The 17,751-nt window shown below is 49.3% G+C and carries 8 protein-coding genes; all 8 read right to left on the bottom strand.

Annotated features, from left to right (window positions below; translation table 11 throughout):
• Positions 1-260 precede the first annotated feature (260 nt).
• Positions 261-1,745, bottom strand: a complete 1,485-nt coding sequence (gene purF, locus ACN4EG_RS20580) for an amidophosphoribosyltransferase (protein WP_431632065.1) — start codon at positions 1,743-1,745, stop codon at positions 261-263.
• A 215-nt stretch (positions 1,746-1,960) separates the two neighbouring features.
• On the bottom strand, positions 1,961-4,300 hold the full coding sequence (purL, locus tag ACN4EG_RS20575; protein WP_431632064.1) for a phosphoribosylformylglycinamidine synthase subunit PurL: 2,340 nt from the start codon (positions 4,298-4,300) through the stop codon (positions 1,961-1,963).
• A gap of 205 nt (positions 4,301-4,505) precedes the next feature.
• Complete coding sequence (locus ACN4EG_RS20570; RefSeq protein WP_431632063.1) at positions 4,506-5,807, bottom strand: hybrid sensor histidine kinase/response regulator; 1,302 nt, start codon at positions 5,805-5,807, stop codon at positions 4,506-4,508.
• Positions 5,808-5,936: 129 nt separating this feature from the next.
• Positions 5,937-8,375, bottom strand: a complete 2,439-nt coding sequence (locus ACN4EG_RS20565; RefSeq protein WP_431632062.1) for a CHASE2 domain-containing protein — start codon at positions 8,373-8,375, stop codon at positions 5,937-5,939.
• A 118-nt stretch (positions 8,376-8,493) separates the two neighbouring features.
• Positions 8,494-9,408: a DUF928 domain-containing protein gene (locus tag ACN4EG_RS20560; RefSeq protein ID WP_431632061.1), complete on the bottom strand. Its 915-nt coding sequence runs from the start codon at positions 9,406-9,408 to the stop codon at positions 8,494-8,496.
• Positions 9,409-9,481: 73 nt separating this feature from the next.
• Complete coding sequence (locus tag ACN4EG_RS20555) at positions 9,482-12,211, bottom strand: CHAT domain-containing protein (RefSeq protein WP_431632060.1); 2,730 nt, start codon at positions 12,209-12,211, stop codon at positions 9,482-9,484.
• A gap of 15 nt (positions 12,212-12,226) precedes the next feature.
• Positions 12,227-14,983 carry a two-partner secretion domain-containing protein gene (locus ACN4EG_RS20550; RefSeq protein ID WP_431632059.1) on the bottom strand — a complete coding sequence of 919 codons (2,757 nt, stop codon included), beginning with the start codon at positions 14,981-14,983 and terminating at the stop codon, positions 12,227-12,229.
• Positions 14,984-15,255: 272 nt separating this feature from the next.
• Positions 15,256-16,788 (bottom strand): NF038122 family metalloprotease, encoded by a 1,533-nt coding sequence (locus ACN4EG_RS20545; RefSeq protein WP_431632058.1) that lies wholly within the window; start codon positions 16,786-16,788, stop codon positions 15,256-15,258.
• Between the last annotated feature and the right edge of the window lie 963 nt (positions 16,789-17,751).

Genomic DNA, 17,751 nt, shown 5'->3' with positions numbered 1-17,751 from the left:
TTGCTCGTCAAAATCACGTTAAGGGATTTGCAAAGAAATAATATCCCCTCTTCATTCCCCTACCCTCCTACCCTTTTACTCTCCTACCCCTACCCAATTGGGATTTTATTTATGCGCTGTTCCCTAACCTCGCAATTCCCTATCCAATAACAAATTCCCTATCCAATCACAAAAAGAGCGTAACTGGGTTGGAAGCCTATGTCATTCCTAAACCAAACTACGCTCTTTTTTAATGACCCGTTATAAATTGCTAACGGCCTCTAAACCGTTGCCTCTTCCAACATTAGCTTCGATCGCTTCAGCATTTCCGGAACTTCGATCGGATACTTACCAGTAAAGCAAGCTGAACAAAAATGTCCCGTATCCTGAAGCGTTGTCTCCAGCATTCCCTCTAGCGACAAATACGCCAAGGAATCCACGCCAATTTGCTCAGCAATTTCCTCGACGGACTTCGTTGCAGCAATCAGGTGATCCTGACTATCGGTATCAATGCCATAGAAACAAGGATGGGTCACTGGCGGTGATGAAATCCGCATATGCACTTCCGTCGCTCCCGCATCCCGCAACGCCTTGACAATCTTGCGGCTGGTCGTCCCCCGCACGATCGAATCATCTACGATGATGACCCGCTTGCCTTGCAGCACATCCCTCAACGGGTTCAACTTCATGCGAATCCCCGACTCCCGCATGGATTGCGTGGGCTGAATAAATGTCCGACCCACATAGCGATTCTTAATCAACCCTTCCGCGTAGGGAATCCCCGACGCCTGGGAAAACCCGATCGCCGCAGGCACCCCAGAATCCGGCACCGCAATCACAATATCTGCATCCACCGTGGATTCCTTCGCCAACTGCCGCCCAATCCGCATCCGGTAGCTATACAAGCTTTCCTCATGCACGGTGCTGTCGGGCCGCGCAAAGTAAATCATTTCAAAAATGCACAACTTGCGGTGGCTCTCCGACCAGCGCAGGGAGGTTAATCCTGATTCAGTAATACAGACCAATTCCCCTGGCTCCACATCCCGGATGTAGGTCGCACCAATGATGTCCAGCGCACAGGTTTCCGACGCCAACACATAGCGCGCCGGAGTAGTGTAGCCTTCTCGGGGAAGGGTTCCAATCACCAAGGGACGAACCCCATTGGGATCGCGCGTCCCATACAACGCCCCCGGTGTCCCGATCACCAAGCTAAAGGCCCCCGTCGATCGCTTACAGGCCGTGATAATGGCATCTTGCCAATCCTGCCCGTCATTCACCGCCTCCCCGATCGCCACCGCAATCATTTCCGAGTCAGTCGTCGTTTGTAGATCGTGGTTACGCTCCAGCAGTTGCGCTTGCAAGTCCGCTGTGTTCACCAAGTTGCCATTGTGGGCCAGGGCGAGGGGGCCGAGGCGGGTTTTTACAACCGCAGGCTGGGCATTGACCACGCGGCTGGAGCCTGTGGTGGAATAGCGGGTATGGCCAACGGCTAAATCCCCTGGCAAATCCGCAATAATCAATTCATTAAACACCTGGGTCACGAGGCCCATATCCTTGTGGAGATGCACCTTGTCCCCTTCAAAAGACGCAATCCCCGCAGACTCTTGGCCTCGGTGTTGCAGCGCGAACAACCCAAAGTAGGCAAATTTTGCCACCGCCTCTTGGGGGGCATAGACCCCAAAGACTCCACAGGCTTCCTCCGGCTTATCCGGGCGATCGCTGAGATGGTCATCAGAGCAGTCAAACAAGTCTTCAGTTGGCATCATAATCGATCACCTATGGATGTCCAGAGTAAAGCAGTTAGCAACATTAGGTCAGTAACACTAAGTCAGAAAACCAGATTAGAAACGTTAGCGGAATTGCGATTATCCAAACGTTAAGGGTTCCTTAATAATCGCATATGGGTAGAGATTCGGCATGCCACCGGATGGATGAAATCTCCAATCCCTACCCAAGTTTTAATTCCTAATGTCGTATTTGCCTATTCGGTCATCCGCCGATCGATGGCATTGGCCCAGGTTTCCGTCATTTCCGCCACGGTGAGATGCACCAGCGGCTGCTCAGCTACGGCAATGACGAGCGCCGATCCAGCTTCTGTGACTTGTCCGATCGCTTGCCAATGATCACCTAACTGTTCTTGTAAAAACGTTTCAAAGGCAACCTGATTTTCCGCTGCCACCGACACGACAATTCTCGCGCCCGCTTCCGCAAATAACAGGTGATCTAAGCGTTGGGTGGTCTGGAGTTGAATCGTGGCTCCCCGATTGCCGCCAATGCAGGACTCCGCCAGGGCGATCGCCAGTCCACCTTCCGCCGCATCATGGGCCGATTTGATCCATCCCTGCTGAATCCCCGATCGGCAAACGGCCTGTACCTGCCGTTCCAGAGCAAAATCAATCACCGGGGGTTGTCCCGCCACGGTTTGATGAATCATCGCCAAATATTCCGAGCCACCGAAGCTCGTCGCCGGAGCCGCCGCATCTGTCCCTAAGCCCAATAGGTAAACACGATCGCCTGTTGTTTGGAAGCTCTGTCCTGCAATCTTGCCGAGGTCTTCCACCAAGCCCACCATGCCGACAACGGGAGTGGGATAGATCGGTTGGGGCTTGCCGTCCGAATCTAGGGTTTCGTTATAGAGGGACACGTTGCCGCCTGTCACAGGCGTGGCAAATTCCTCACAGGCTTCCGCCAACCCCTTGCAAGCATTGGCCAACTGCCAGTAACCGATCGGCTTTTCGGGGCTACCAAAGTTGAGGTTATCTGTCACCGCTAGGGGCTCGGCTCCCACGCAGGAAAGGTTCCGGGCCGCTTCCGCCACGGCAGCCTTAGCCCCTTCGTAGGGGTTGAGGTAAACGTAACGGGGATTGCAATCCGTAGTGGCTGCGACACCTCGGGTAGGCGCAGGCTGATCCAGCAGAATCGAGTCCGTCGCGGTGGCCTGGGGCCGCACCCGCACCACCGCTGCATCGGCTCCACCGGGAAAAATCACTGTGTTGTTTTGCACTTGGTGATCGTACTGGCGATAGACCCAGCGCTTAGAGGCGATCGTCGGGGTATCCAGGAGTTGCAGCGTTACTTGATTCCAGGTCAGACCGTTGATTCCCTGGGTATCGCAGGCAGGCAACTGGGACTCGTTCCAAGCCCAAGCGGTTTGGGCATAGGCAGGGGCTTCTGCCATCAATTCCCGGTGGTAGATCGGGGTGTTGTCCGACAGGGCCGTGGCTGGAACGAGGGCTGCAACTTCGCCCTTAAAGAGAATCCGCACGATCGGTTCTTCGATCACCTGACCTGCAACGACGGCCTGCAATTCCCACTTGTGGAAGATGTCGATCAGTTCCTGTTCCCGGCCTTTCGCTGCCACAAACAGCATTCGCTCTTGGGACTCCGACAACAGGTATTCGTAGGGCACCATACCCGTTTCCCGTGCGGGAATTTTGTCGAGGTCAAGTTCAATGCCGACGCCCCCCTTAGCAGCCATTTCCGCCGTGGAACAGGTGAGTCCGGCGGCTCCCATGTCCTGGGCGGCAACCACGGCACCGGTTTTGAAGGCTTCTAGGCAAGCTTCGATCAGGGACTTTTCCAAAAAGGGATCGCCCACTTGCACCGCAGGCCGATCGTCCAGGGATTCATCAGACAGTTCCGCACTGGCGAAGCTGGCTCCGCCCATGCCGTCCCGCCCCGTGGTGGAACCGACGTAGAGCACCGGGTTACCAATGCCCTTGGCTCCGGATTTGACGATGTCCGGTGTTTCCATTAAGCCCAAGGCCATGGCATTCACCAGCGGATTACCAGAGTAGGCCGGATCGAAGTACACTTCCCCGCCGACGGTGGGCACGCCAACACAGTTGCCATAGTGGGAAATGCCGGCTACGACTCCCTGGAACAGCCGTTTTGTTTTAGCATCCGCCAGATCCCCGAAGCGTAGGGAATTGAGAATGGCGATCGGGCGGGCTCCCATGGTGAAAATGTCCCGCAGAATCCCGCCGACCCCCGTTGCAGCGCCTTGGAAGGGTTCTACCGCCGACGGGTGATTGTGGGACTCTACTTTAAAGGCCAACCGCAGTCCTTCCCCCAAATCCACAACTCCGGCATTTTCCCCTGGCCCAACGAGTACCCGTGGCCCCGTGGTGGGAAATTGGCTCAGCAGCGGTCGGGAATTTTTGTAGCAGCAATGCTCTGACCACATGACGCCAAACATGCCCAGTTCGGCTTTGTTGGGATGGCGATCGAGCCGTCGGACAATTTCTTCGTATTCGTCGGGCTTAATGCCTTCAGAGGCAATTTCTTCGGGGGAAAACGGTGCAGTTTCAAGGGCAGTCATGGGGTCGCTCGCTCGATCGGAACAGGGAAATATTATAGGGAATAGCGGGCCAGCTATTGAGGATCGGGCCGAACTCCTTCAGTATCCCTCTGCAGCGATTCGATACGATTCCCTGCATCTGTTCGTGATGAATGGCAGGGGCAACTATTCCAACTTCAACTCCAATCCACTCAAACTTCACCCCCAATCAACCCAAAATCAAAGTTTATGTGTCTTGAATGGGCAGCGTGATGACAAATTCTGCACCGTGGGTTCGCTCAGGATTGATCGTCAAGGAACCATGATGTCGTTCTTCAATAATCTGACGCGAAATGGAGAGGCCCAGCCCGGTTCCTTTGCCAGCAGGCTTGGTCGTAAACATGGGTTCAAACATTTTGTTTTGAATCTCTTGAGGAATGCCCATGCCATTGTCCGCAATTCGGATCATCACCTGATCTTCCTGAACCTTAGTCTGTACCTGAATTTCGGGGTCACTCAATTTGCCCTGGTCGATTGCTTCATCCAAGGCATCGATCGCATTGGCAATTAAATTCATGAAAACCTGATTGAGTTGACCAGGATAGCAATCAATGGAGGGCAATTCCCCATAGTTCCGGACAACTTGAATTCTGGGCTTTTGGGCGACTGCCTTGAGGCGATGGCCGAGAATTAACAACGTGCCATCCAAGCTTTCATGGATGTTGATGGGCTGTTTGTTCTCAATATCTAAGCGGGCAAAGTTACGCAGGGCCACGGAAATATCATAAATCCGATGACTACTCAGCCGAATGGTTTGGATAATTTTCGGAAAGTCCTCCAGAATAAACTCTAAGTCGAGTTGAGCCAGGGTATCTTCTGCTTCCGGTTCCAAATTGGGATTGATGTCTCGGTAAAGTTGAATCGCTCGAGTCAGGTTAAAAATGTAATTTTCCGTGGGATCAATGTTGTTGATAATGCAACCGATCGGGTTGTTCATCTCATGGGCAATCCCCGAAACCAATTCCCCTAGTGCCGATAGTTTCTCCTGCTGAACCAGTTGGGTTTGCGCTTGCCGTAGTGCTTCGGTGCGCTGGTGTACCCGTTGATCTAAAGTTTGGTTCAACTCCTGAAGTTCTTGGTTTTTCTGTTCTAGCTCTTGATTTAAATAATGCAGCTTCAAATGGACATCGACCCGTGCAATCACTTCGACTTCATCAAATGGCTTGGTAATGTAGTCTACCGCCCCAACCGACAACCCTTTCACTTTGCTCTCAATATCGGAGAGTGCAGTCATAAAAATAACCGGAACCTGCTGAGTTTCCGGCATTTCTTTCAGGCGACGACAGGTTTCAAATCCGTCAATTCCTGGCATTTGAACATCTAACAAAATTAAGGCAGGCACCTTTTTACGGCTTAATGTGATGGCACTTTCTCCGTCTTCCGCAGCCCGCACCTTCAGTCCCCTCGCTTTAAGCGCCTGCGAGAGAACCGCTAAATTGGTAGGACTGTCATCAACAATTAGAACGAAGTCGTTGTCTTCTGGGAACATAGCATGACATTAAAGTAATTGATACAACCGTGATTTGAACGAAATTTGAACGAAGTTTGCCCCAAATTGGAATGTGCCGTCAAGGATATATAAATTCTTGTTCTAGTCTAAGGGTAACGTTAATGCTGCTTAGGAACAAAGGGGATTCGTCATTTCTTCATTGGGTGTGAGAGCACGTTTCACCATGATTTTGAGAGCCTTGATCTGAAATCCCTCAGCCAATGCAATAATTTGTTGCACACCAGACTGATATTGAGGTATTTGTTGGCCGAGTTGTTGAGCTGTTGCAATCACTTGATCCAGATCTCCTTCCTCTAGAAGATCGTTAATCTGTTGCAAAAACGCTTGGGGGAGATCGTCGATCGTGGTTGCCTGCCCCGCACATTCTAGGTCATCCGTATCCACGATCCCAGAAGTGGACGGTTGGTGAAGCGAGGTCGGCAGGAACATTTCAGAAGGCATCATGACAGCAACCTCTACGGTAAATGCAAAACAACTACCCTGCCCGAGTTCGCTTTGGACCTCGAGCTGAGATCCCATTAATCCCACAATTTGCTGACTAATCGTCAACCCCAGCCCCGTCCCTTCTGCTTGTCGCCGGGGATCTCCAACCTGTTCAAAGGGAAGAAAAATTTGTTCAAGTTGTTGGGGGGAAATGCCAACACCAGTATCCTTAACCTCAAACCGGAGTCGTTGATAAGCTGATGATGGGTTGCCTGCTTCTTTGATCACTGGTTTTTCACATTTCACTTGTAGGCAGACTTCGCCCCGATCGGTAAATTTAATGGCATTGCCAATTAGATTAATCAGGACTTGGCGCAACCGTTTTTCATCTACGTCAACGATCGGCCCCATTTCTGGATCAGGTTGATAGGTAAACTCAATTCCTTTCTCTGCTGCCCGAAGACGGAAAATGTCTACCACGGTTTCCAAAAATGGGTCAAGCTTTACAGGTTGGGGTTGCAGGACGAGCTTCCGGGCTTCAATTTTAGAGAGATCGAGAACATCATTAATCAACATCAGTAAGTGCTGACCACATTGCTGAATCACCCGCAGCCCCTGTTGCCCCTGCGACGTCATGGAGTCGATTCGCTGCATAATCTGGACGTATCCCAAAATCCCATTCAAAGGGGTTCTCAGTTCATGGCTCATATTGGCCAAAAACTCACTTTTGGCTTGGTTGGCCCGATCGGCCTGTTCCTTGGCAAGTTGTAATTCCGTTGTCCGGGCAGCGACTTGGATTTCTAGATCCTGAGAGTAATGGGATAACTGTTGGTTTGCTAACTCAAGTTGATGATTACTAGCTGCTAATTTCAAATTCGCGATCGTCAGTTTTCGCTGTTGATCGGCATTGGTTGTTGCAATAACAGTACTCAGAAAGGCAGTCAGAGCTGGAATGACTGGGACAACAAGTCCCCCAACAAAACAGCTATAGGAGAGCACCAGAAGGAGTCCACTCGTAGCGAGCGCGAACCAGAAAATCCGCCCCCCAAATAATACGAAGGATTTGGAGAATCGGCCTAACCCAAGACTCTCCACCAAGCCTAGGCAAACCCAAGCAATGATCCAAACGTAAGTTTCGTAGGTTTCTAAGCCTTGAATATAGGCATTTCCATGGAGGGCCCCAAAGATGAGTTGGTGGGCAATATTGGCATGAACGATGACGCCAGGGGTCGGTTTCTGTGAGGTAAACCAGGAGGCGCTGAAGGGGGTTGCAAAGAAATCGTTGGTGCTTTGGGCGGTGGAACCAATAAACACCATACGATCGCGCATTAACTCCGGAGACACCTTACCCGTTAACACATCTCGCATCGCAACGGTTTGAAAAGCCGTTTCTGCACCATACCAATTCAGCAAAATTTGGTACCCAGTGGTTTCCCCGTACCCCACCCCAGAGGCGATGGGACGATAGATCGTTTTTCCTAGGCGATAAATTTGAGCATCGTCATCCAGTGTCTCCAACTGAATATTATCCGCAGCTAAATATTGCATCACCATCTGGGTGGCAAGGCCCGCCTTCAATTGGGCGTTCTCCATCTCATCCTCTGCGGTGAGCAGTGCCCGCCGCACATGGCGATCCCCATCCAGAATGAGATCCGCTAAACCCACTTGATCCAACTTTTTTAAGGTTGGGGGTGGCGCAACGCGGCTCCCAGCAATTTTCTCAATCCCAACTAAGTTGGGGGTGGACTGAAAGACTTGTTGAAGGATGTCATGGCCCTGACCTCGGGGCAGATCTCGATAGAGATCAAGACCAATCACCCGTGGCTTCTGTGCTCGGATTTGAATCAGCAATTTTGCCAAGACATCATCTGGAATGGGCCAATCTTGCACCCATCGAATGTCCGCTTCATCGATCGTGACAATAACGATTTGCTGAGCGACATCTTGAGCCTTGGGTAAGCGCCAATGGGATCGCAACTGCGTAAACTCATCCCGCAATCGCCATTCTGCCAAATTAAAGGCTCCAACTTCCTGCCCAAGAATCACGAGTAGGGCAATACTTGGGGCAATCCAGACCATTCCCAAATTCTGTTTAATCAGTTTTTTGAGTTGATGCCACATCATCGGGAAAACTTGACCAAGGTTGCACAGGGAGCTAATGCAGTTGCAAACGAAATGGAAATCTCAGAGCCGATCGTAATTTGAACCCCTTTGATCTGAACCCATTGGTTTAACAAACACTTTACTGTTCAATAGGCACGGTTGCGATCGGAAATAAATCAACTGCTGCTAACAGATTTTGCCATTCTTGCTGAGCACGCTGATTAGTCGGTTGATTGCGGCGGAGTTGAGCCAATTCATCCAAGCAGTCATACCAAATGCCATTACGACCGAAAATTTCTGCTCGTTGGATGTCTTGGGTTTTCTGCAGGGCAGTTTCGATATCTGGGGTAATGGGAATGCGTTGAATCCAGCCATCTACATAGGGGGCTTTAGGGGAGAGTTCATCATTCATAGCAATAGCCAGAACCCACTGATAATTTTTACCAACCTGTAAGGCAGGACTATCCGCAGGCAGTGTAATGGGGATCACACCGGATTTTCCTGCAACGGATACTGTCATTTGGTATTCCTGTTGTCCCTGTTCATCTTGCAAGCTGAAGATGGCGGTTTTAGCAGAGGATGCGGGGAGATAAATCCAGAAGGTAGGGTGTGCAGCGATCGTTAATCCTGAAAAGGTTTGTGGGAGGAGTGCTAATATCGCTTCAGCATTGCGAGAGCCTCCAGCAGTGGATTCTTGGACGACCCCTTTCCCGCGTTTGGGGCGGAATAAGCCTCGACTATTCCCTTCACTCTCCGCTCGCAACTCCTGACGATTGGCAGGCGGCACAAATAGGCTGAAACTACGGCTGCCCCCTCCTGTGGCTTCATTCACAATCCCCTGGCCCTTCCTCGGCTTAAAAAAGCTTCCTCGGGATGCACCACCCACTGAGCCCCCTGGGAGCCGGCTTTGGGGCGGAGGTATAAAAATTGAGGATTGGGCATTAACTTGAGGGCTATTTAGCGTTGGCAACAGAAATCCAATCGTTCCCAGCGCACATAAGATTTGCTGCCATCGAAAGTGCTGTTTCTTAGAGGATTGTTTGGAGGTATTCATCGTCAATTCGTGGGTAGGATTTACCGTGAGATGGAAAATATTGCAACCAATACAAAAAGTGAGACAAAGAAGGTTATTGCCAATGGCCAACGATCACAAAGGATGACCAGAAAAATGGATGCTTAAAGTCTGTTTTCTGGATAAGTTCAAGCTGGGCTTGGCGAAGAGCCTGTGCTTTCGTAATTTGGGGCTGTTTGAGCTTTTGATAAAATATCTTCATTAGACGAGATGCAACCTTGTCCTTGACAGGCCAAAGACTGGCGACAGTGGAACGAGCACCTGACTTGACCGCCAAACCAGCCAACCCCAATACTGATCGATCGTCTCCAGCCGCTGTTTCGCAGGCACTGAGAACCAGAAGATTAATGGCTTGGTCTGTAGTCCCTTCCCGAGCTTTGAGTAATTCTGAAAGCTCTTTGATATTGAGGGGCCCATCCCAAGTTAACAGAAAGGTATCATCTAATCGGGAGCTAAATTGGCCATGGGTTGCTAAGTGAACCACATTGACAGATTTCTCGGGATCTTGAACGTGCTCTTCCAATGCCTGACGGGTAAAGTTTTGATTAACCAAGGGAGACGCACCTGTGGCAGTGGCGATCGAGGCAACTTCCTGCTCCACAGCGGGTAATGGGATGAACCCATTCCGCGATTGGCTAATGCCTGCAACGACAGCTTGCAGCTGTTGGGGAGACCACTTTTGACTGGGCAGCAATTGCATGCCAGGAGAGAGGGCAACCGCATATTTTTCAATCAAATATTGCTTGCCATCATGGAGCGCTGCCATGGGAATATTCTGGAGCTTGCCATCCAAAACAAAGACAAGCGTATCAGTGTCTTTAAAGGCTTGGTCGGTTTCGGCAGGCCGAATTAGTAAATCGTAAAGTGCTTGTAGCGCTTGCATTCGGGCTTGCTTCCCGGTCACAGGATTGAGCGCTGCCAAGGCGTCAGCAATCGTTCGGTCAATTTCGCTTTGTTTCTTAGGGATACTGTAATACCGCAGCGGTTGTCCTGACTGAGAGAGAAGCACGACCAATCGATCGGGCAAAATCATGGGATAGACGACCGTTGCCCGAGGGTCAAGCTGGTCAATTTGTTGGACTGTCTCAAGGCAGGCTTCTCGAAAAAAGTTATCGAGTTCGGCTACTTTGAGCGCTTCAATCAGTTCTCTCGATCGTTTGAGTGCTGCTTGACCTGGCTGTCCCTGCAGCAATAACTCGATCAACTGGCGATAAACCGGCTCTACACTTTCACGGAGAGAAAATTGAATATCAGGATTCATGGCTACTAAATCGCCCCGCATAGACTGCAAAGCTTGGACAGCCTCTTCGTAGAATTGAATCGCTTCTGACTGATTATTTTGCTTTTGGTAAAGGATTCCGAGTTGCCAAGCGGATTGGGAAGTCAAACTCGGGGAATTCAGTTGACGGGCTAATGTCAGCGCTTGTCGCGCAATCTTGGCTGCATCTTGCCATTGCTGATGGTTTGCATACAAGCGGGCTAATTCATTCAAGGCATAGGCTTCGGCTTGGGTATCCCCTAACTGATGGGCGACCTGGATAGTCTCCTCCGTGAATTTCTGCAAGTCCCGCATAGGGAGGCCAGGAATGGCTTGAGTGAAGCGATTGAGGGACGCGATGAAATTAACAGCACTGTAGAGCGATGCATGGCTTGGAGGTAAGTTCCGATGAGCTTGTAAAAGTTGGGGCGCAAGTTGCAGGGCTAAGTCTTGGCGATCGTATTCAATCATCAACCTGAGCTGTTTCACCTGGGCTTGGACTTTTTGTAATGGGGTCTGAGCCAGTTTTTCTGCAGCTTCCCAATGCTCTAGGGCACGGTTGGGCTCATCCATTTGGACCGCTAACTGTCCCAAATTCAAAAGAATGGTACTTTGGGCAGCTTCATCTCGGCGTTGGCGTGCCAGATCTAGAGCATGGGTAAAACTGTCTTTGGCATTTCGATAATATCCGGCACTGTACCAAGCATTGCCAGCGGACTGGAAGCCAACCATCTTTAATTGATCGTTAGGCGTCGTCGCTACCGTTTGCATCACAGTGTCTAATTGTTGCTTAGCCCGCCGATAAAAACCTAACTGCTGTAAAGCTTGTGCCTGATTAACTTGAGTCCCGAGTTGACCGATCGGATCTTTCGCAGTTTCGTAATACTTCTGAGCCTGTTGCCACAGTTCTAGGGCTGTATCTGCTTGATTGGTGTTGAGCAAGAGCTGCGCCTTGGTATTCAAAACCTGAGCCCACAGTCTGGCATCTATCTTTCCAGGGGTCGCCTTCAAGAGTTGGATACTGCGATCGATCGCCTGTTTGGCTGCATCCCATTGATTGAGAGCTTGCTGCCCCAAGGCTAAGTAGCTCAAACTCAGTGCTTCGTTAGGAGTATTTTCAAGGTCGTGGTAAATCTGGGTAGCCATCTGCCACGCGGCGATCGCATCTCCAAATTTGCCTGCACGATAGAACTGCCGACCTTCAGTCAGTTTAGCTAAACCTTGGGCCAATGCTTGAGCTTGGGGAGAGCGGTTGAGCGCTGGTGGTGAAAGATCCTGGGTAAGGGCGGGACTTGGCAAAGTAGCGTCCGCAGAGCCATTTTTACTAGAGATACTTTCACTCAGAGCAGGGTTCTGGACAACTGTAATAGCCGAATCAGTTGGGCCTAGATTGGACTTCGTTGGGGTAGACATTTGAGCCACAACGGGTTGTAGCCATAACACCATGCTTAAACTGACCAAACCTAGCCCACCGGATAACCAGCGACTTAAGCGACGAGAGTACTTTGTGGGGCAAGATAACATCATGATTTTCTCAACCAGCTATGGAGTCATGGCGCAAGTGATGGGTGAGCTACTCGCAAGCGTAGCAGTGTTGTTTGTAGCTGGAGCAACTAACTGAACTTGACCTTGGGCATCTCGAACCCACCCTACAGCTTGAACTAATTGTGGCGAGTCTACAGCTAGCATTTTGGGTTGACCTTTGGACAAGGGGGACTGATTGGTTGTTGCTACGTTCTGAGGCTCGAAGTCGTGGAGATCTTGCCAAATTAATGGGGATGATACTTGCTCGGTAGGTTGTAAGGGCAGTCCACCGCGTCCCGTCACAATAAAACTACTATTTCTACTGAAACCGCAGGCTTTAGCAATTTGTTGGGTGCGATCGAGCAAGTCAGTGGCTAAGGGCGGAGTGCCTGAATCGGGATCTGCCTGAAGGTTGTTAATGACAATTTCCCCATTAAACTGAACACCTAAGGTAGAAATAGCCGTGATATCGCTCTGCGGGGTGAGTTGTAGGGAGGAACGGAGACCGAAAACGTTTTGAGCATTAATTTCAATGCGACCTCCAAAGTTATTGGAAGCATTTGCTGTAATATCGCTGTTTTCTAAGGCTGGCCCCACTAGGAATGGGGTATTAATGACGATATTACCGCCTGTTGCACTACCTGTGGAATTAGTAGTAATTAAACTGCGGTTTCTTAGAGTGACATTGCTGTTGCTGCTTATCACAATATTGCCCCGATCGCCTCCACGACTGGCTGCATTCAGGGTACCCCCATTATTCAGCAAAATCGAATTGGCTTGGATTTGGATATTACCAACGGGGCCATTGCCAGGACGAGCCGTTGATTGGGTACTGGTGGGAAAGTTACTAACATTAATCACAGCCCCATTCCGGACAATTAGACGATCGACGTTCAAGGTTATGGTACCGCCAGCTCCCGTGGTTGTTGGGAGAGGAATTAAAATGTTAGGAGGTGGCGGTTGTAGGACGGAAGTAGAAATCAGTCCCCCGACTCGTGATGAATCCTGCCCCGCCAGTTCCACTTGTCCTACATTGATTAGAATATCTCCAGCATCCCCAGACCATCCTGTTGCAGTGGCAATCTGGGCTCCATCACCCACAAACAAGCGATCGCCTGAAATCGTGATTTGCCCCCCTTTGCCGCTACCACTGCCGCTAACCGTCGAGAAAATACCACTCGGACTAATCTCCGTTCCACCCATAATCTTAGTATTGGTAGATTGAAGATTGATGTTTCCTCCATTCCCCGTTCCCGTGGTAGAAGATGTAATCTGTGCTCCTCCTATGATATTAAGCTGATTAGTCTTGACGTTAATATCACCACCGTTACCTCCTACACCACGGGCAATTAAGCCACTGATACGACTAATACCTGTACCACTCAGGTTGACATTTTGAGCATTGATTTGGAGAATTCCTCCTTGACCAAGGCCACTAGTACCAACGATTACCTGCGCACCCTTGCTAACATTTAAAGTATCCGTTGAGATCGAGATTGTACCTGCTTTACCCCGTGCGGTTCGATTGAGCACTTGGGAAAAAAGACCACTTTGAGCACTGATGGCAGGAATTTCGCCCTGTAGATTAATTTGCTGTGCTTGAACCGTAATATTGCCTGCCGCCCCCGCAGCCAGCGTAGAAGCGGAGATAAACCCACCATCGATGGCTTCTAGAGTTCCAGTCTGTAGATTAATACTGCCCCCCTGAACCGTTGCAGCAGCATTTAATCCAGGATCCGTCAGAATCATACTAGGAAACAGTGTACTGGCTGTTGTTCCTTGGGAACCCAAGACTTGAATCTTGTCCGTTGTGTTAATCGTAATGGGCTGCCCTTGGCCGGTGTTGAGCGTAATACCTAGCAGAGCGGAGCCATCTTGAACTTGGAGGGAGCGACCTTGGATCTTAATGGCCCCGTTCCCTGCGCTGGTACTACTGGTATCGATCGAAGCGGCTTGGAGTAAGCGAACGTCTCCAAAGGCTGAGACGCTATCGTACCCCAGTGTCCAACCGGGATTAGTTGAGGTTAGGCTAACCAACTGATTACCTTGTACACTGCCGATTTCAACACGTCCCCGATCGGCAGTTAAATTCCCGCCTTGTAGGGTCACATCTCCACCCACAAGTGCCAAGGTTTGCCCCGGTTGCACAGCCAGCCCTGTTGGACGCGCACTGCGATTGATGGAAAAGCTACTTCCCAGTTTGAGGTTATTCCCTGACCCCTTTACCTGAATTGCTCCTGGACTGGCTCCATATTGCAGACCAACGGGAGCACTCATGGTCAATAGGGGTTTTGCCTGGGGAGCAAGGGCACTAAATTCTGATCCATCCTGGAAGCGGATACTGGCAGCAGTGTTTCCAATAAATGATCCACCTAATTGCAAAGTTGCGCCACTGCCAAAGGTGAGGCCATTGGGGTTAATCAGAAATAAATTAGCACTCCCATTCGCTCTTAAGATGCCATCGATCGTGGAAGCCGTCGAACCAGTCACCCGAGCAAAAATATTGTTGACGGTCACCGCATTATTGAAAAAAGCAGAGCCACCCGTTGGCACAGAAAACTGAGTAAAGCTGTGGAAGAGATTGCTGCCAACTTGAGTCCCCCCCGTAATCGTACAGTTGGTGCAGCCTCCAGGCACGATCGAATTTACAGGCAAGCTATTGTCTGGGATAATTTGTGCCCAACCAGGCACGCCCATCTGCATCCAAGCACCCAAGGCTACAGGAAAAACCAGAGATTTCCAGAAATATTTAGGAAACCAAATAGGTACTTGCATAAGGAATTGGGGGATGACAATAAGGGTCGAATCCAAAGGGAAGTTTAGACTGGTAAGATCACAAGTACCATTCGGGTAATTGGATCCTAAAGTATAGGATCTTTCCTATGATTTATTTTTCAGGATGTCCCAAAAAATAGTCAATGTATAGGGTTATCAAATACTTCGATTCCCGAAAAGTCAGCTTTTACTCTCATTTGCTCAACAGATCTCTCTTTGTAAAACTGTTAAGTCACTAAATAGAGACGACTGACAATAGCAAAACGTCTCCACTACCACCAACCATCTCCGTCATCTCCCCAGTTGGGTTGTGCAGGAATTTCAATGCGGATGATTGGGACTAATTTTGAATCTTGGGTAGTCGATGGTTGGGCTAATGAGAAGGCTTGGCTGTCATAACTCCCACTAAGAGTCCCTTGGGGAAGCAGTTGTACTTGGATACTAGCTGCCAAGTTTGCTGCTGCCACAGTTGAATCCGTCTGATTTGGACTTCCAAAATTTAGGGTGACATTTTGCCCCAAATAGTTAGAGAAGAGGGAATCACCCGTGAAATTTGCAGATGTCTGGTTAGTGCTGACAGAGTTTGTTGTGAGATCATTGAGGCTAGAAAATAGACTTTGCTGGTTGAATACCCCAACTAGTTTTTGCCACCAGCCATCTCCATCATCTCCCCATTTGTAGATCACACTCTTGTGGATCATTTGCTCGATATCTTTGGAACGATCTTGGCCCAATTGTTGTGCGGCGAGGGTTTGATTCGCATCTAACCAGGTGACAGTTTGCCCTAAACGAGAAGCTAGTGATTGCTTCGCTTGAGATTGCAAGCTGGAGAGATTGATGGTGGTGTTGATGCCAGCGGTAGCGAGATCCCAGCCCAGCACATCCATTGCTCGCAAATCACTGTTGCTAATGCTCATCCGTTGCCCCAGAGAGATGGTTGGAGCCATGATGGCATTCGTTCCACGAGACCAGTGGCTAGCCTGTTGCCCATCTCCGGACAAGCTGACATTGTCTCCACTGGATAGACTTTGAATAAAGGTCAAGCCATCATCGATCGAAAATCCTTTGCGTCCACCAATCTGCCCATAGGAGAGATCAGGGAAAAAGCTACTCTTGTTGTAGTTGAACCGGAATAGGTCAAGAGTTGTGGCGTTTTGGGCACGATTGGAAATGATGTTGTTGTAGGTAGTGTTCAACTGCCCTGTCTTGTAAGCGTTATAGACATTCGTTGTCCAGATGGGATCATCCACTCCACTAATGAAGCCCAAGATATGACCAATTTCGTGCAGAGCGGTGCTCAGAAAATCGACCTGATTGTTAGAGGCAGCTGTACTCCGGGTAAAGTCATAGCTCCACGGCACATTCGCCCCCAATAGGATGTAGCCATCCAACGCGGCTCCGTTCGGAGATAAACCCAGAGCTTTGGCGTTAGCATTCGTCAAGTTAAGGGTATTGATGCTGCGTTGAGTACTGGACTGTAGAGACACTGACAACCAGTCCGTGGTCATCCAGTCAAAGTTCGCTGTTTGGGTACTCCCTGAGGAAAGGTTGAAAAAAGCGGTATTGTCATCAGCAGATCGCCGATCGGCACTCATCGCAGTGCGAACCTTACCGTAGGGTACCTTCGCACTGATGGCAGGTAGCGCTCCGCCAATCACAGAGGCCGGCAAACTACTGGAAACACCGACATGGATATTGAGGCTGACGTTGTCGGTTAAATACTGTGACCAAACCTTGCCAGCAGTTTCTATCCCAATCATTTGCTGCAAGGAGGTGCCTGGGTCAAAAGTGAAGTTTAGTTGCATGGGGTATTTCAAGTGCAAATTTCAGCAGGACATGAAAGATAGATACACGCCCCATCAACGAATTGGATCCACGTTAATAGGGGCTGTTCACAAATAAGCCAAGATCGGTAGTAGAAGCATCTTAAATAACCTCAAGAATCGAGTTCTTCGATCGTGGTACTTGTACCTCTAGTTTATTAGACGTTTGAATAATATAAGCATGGCACACCGTTCAAAAACAGGAACTTCGACATAAAATCAAAATTCATCTTAAAAGCCTAGTTTGCAGCTAGTTCCAGCAATTTTTAAAGAGCAATATTACACAAGTTGATTGTGAAAAGTTGAACAACAAAAACGTACTATTGGTAAATCTTTGATGAAGCGGTATTTGAATGGAAGGGATTAAAGGAATTCTGACGTTTGAGCTAGATGATTCACGCAATCCCTAAAATTCATGTTCTAAGGGGTATTTATCTGATTTTCTAATCATCACAGGAGTTAGCTACTCCTTTAACTGTGTTTTTGCAAAGAATTAGATGTTTTTTGAGCGAGAACAACCCATTTCAATATTTTTTCTGGTTGATAAATATTTGAAAATAAAATAGCTTGATATTGCTCATCGTAATCAGTGTTTTTACGGTCTTGTTGAAACGAATGATCTAATTTAATGCAGCCATGCCATATTCCACAAAAACATCCTAAAACACAGAGCTAGGTTGAGAAAGTGTAGATTTTACGGAATTGGCAAAGTGGAGTAAACGGAGTTGCCGTTGGGGGGGCAACAGCTGAATCTGGTGTAGGAGGTTGTGAGCCAGACTTTCCAAAATTTACAAGAATCTTTAGCAATCTAATACATTGAAGGGGGATTAAGGGAAGCATCAAAGCATGATGCCAATATGAAACTAACTGCTTATCGTGAATCTATCAGGGTAAGCGCATCTTAAAGAGTAGCTCTGTATACAGACGATTTGCATAGACTGTGAG

Source organism: Alkalinema pantanalense CENA528, assembly GCF_050753345.1.
Lineage (GTDB): Bacteria > Cyanobacteriota > Cyanobacteriia > Leptolyngbyales > Leptolyngbyaceae > Alkalinema > Alkalinema pantanalense.
The sequence above is the reverse complement of the archived record's forward strand: the minus strand, read 5'-3'. Positions and strand labels throughout refer to the sequence as shown.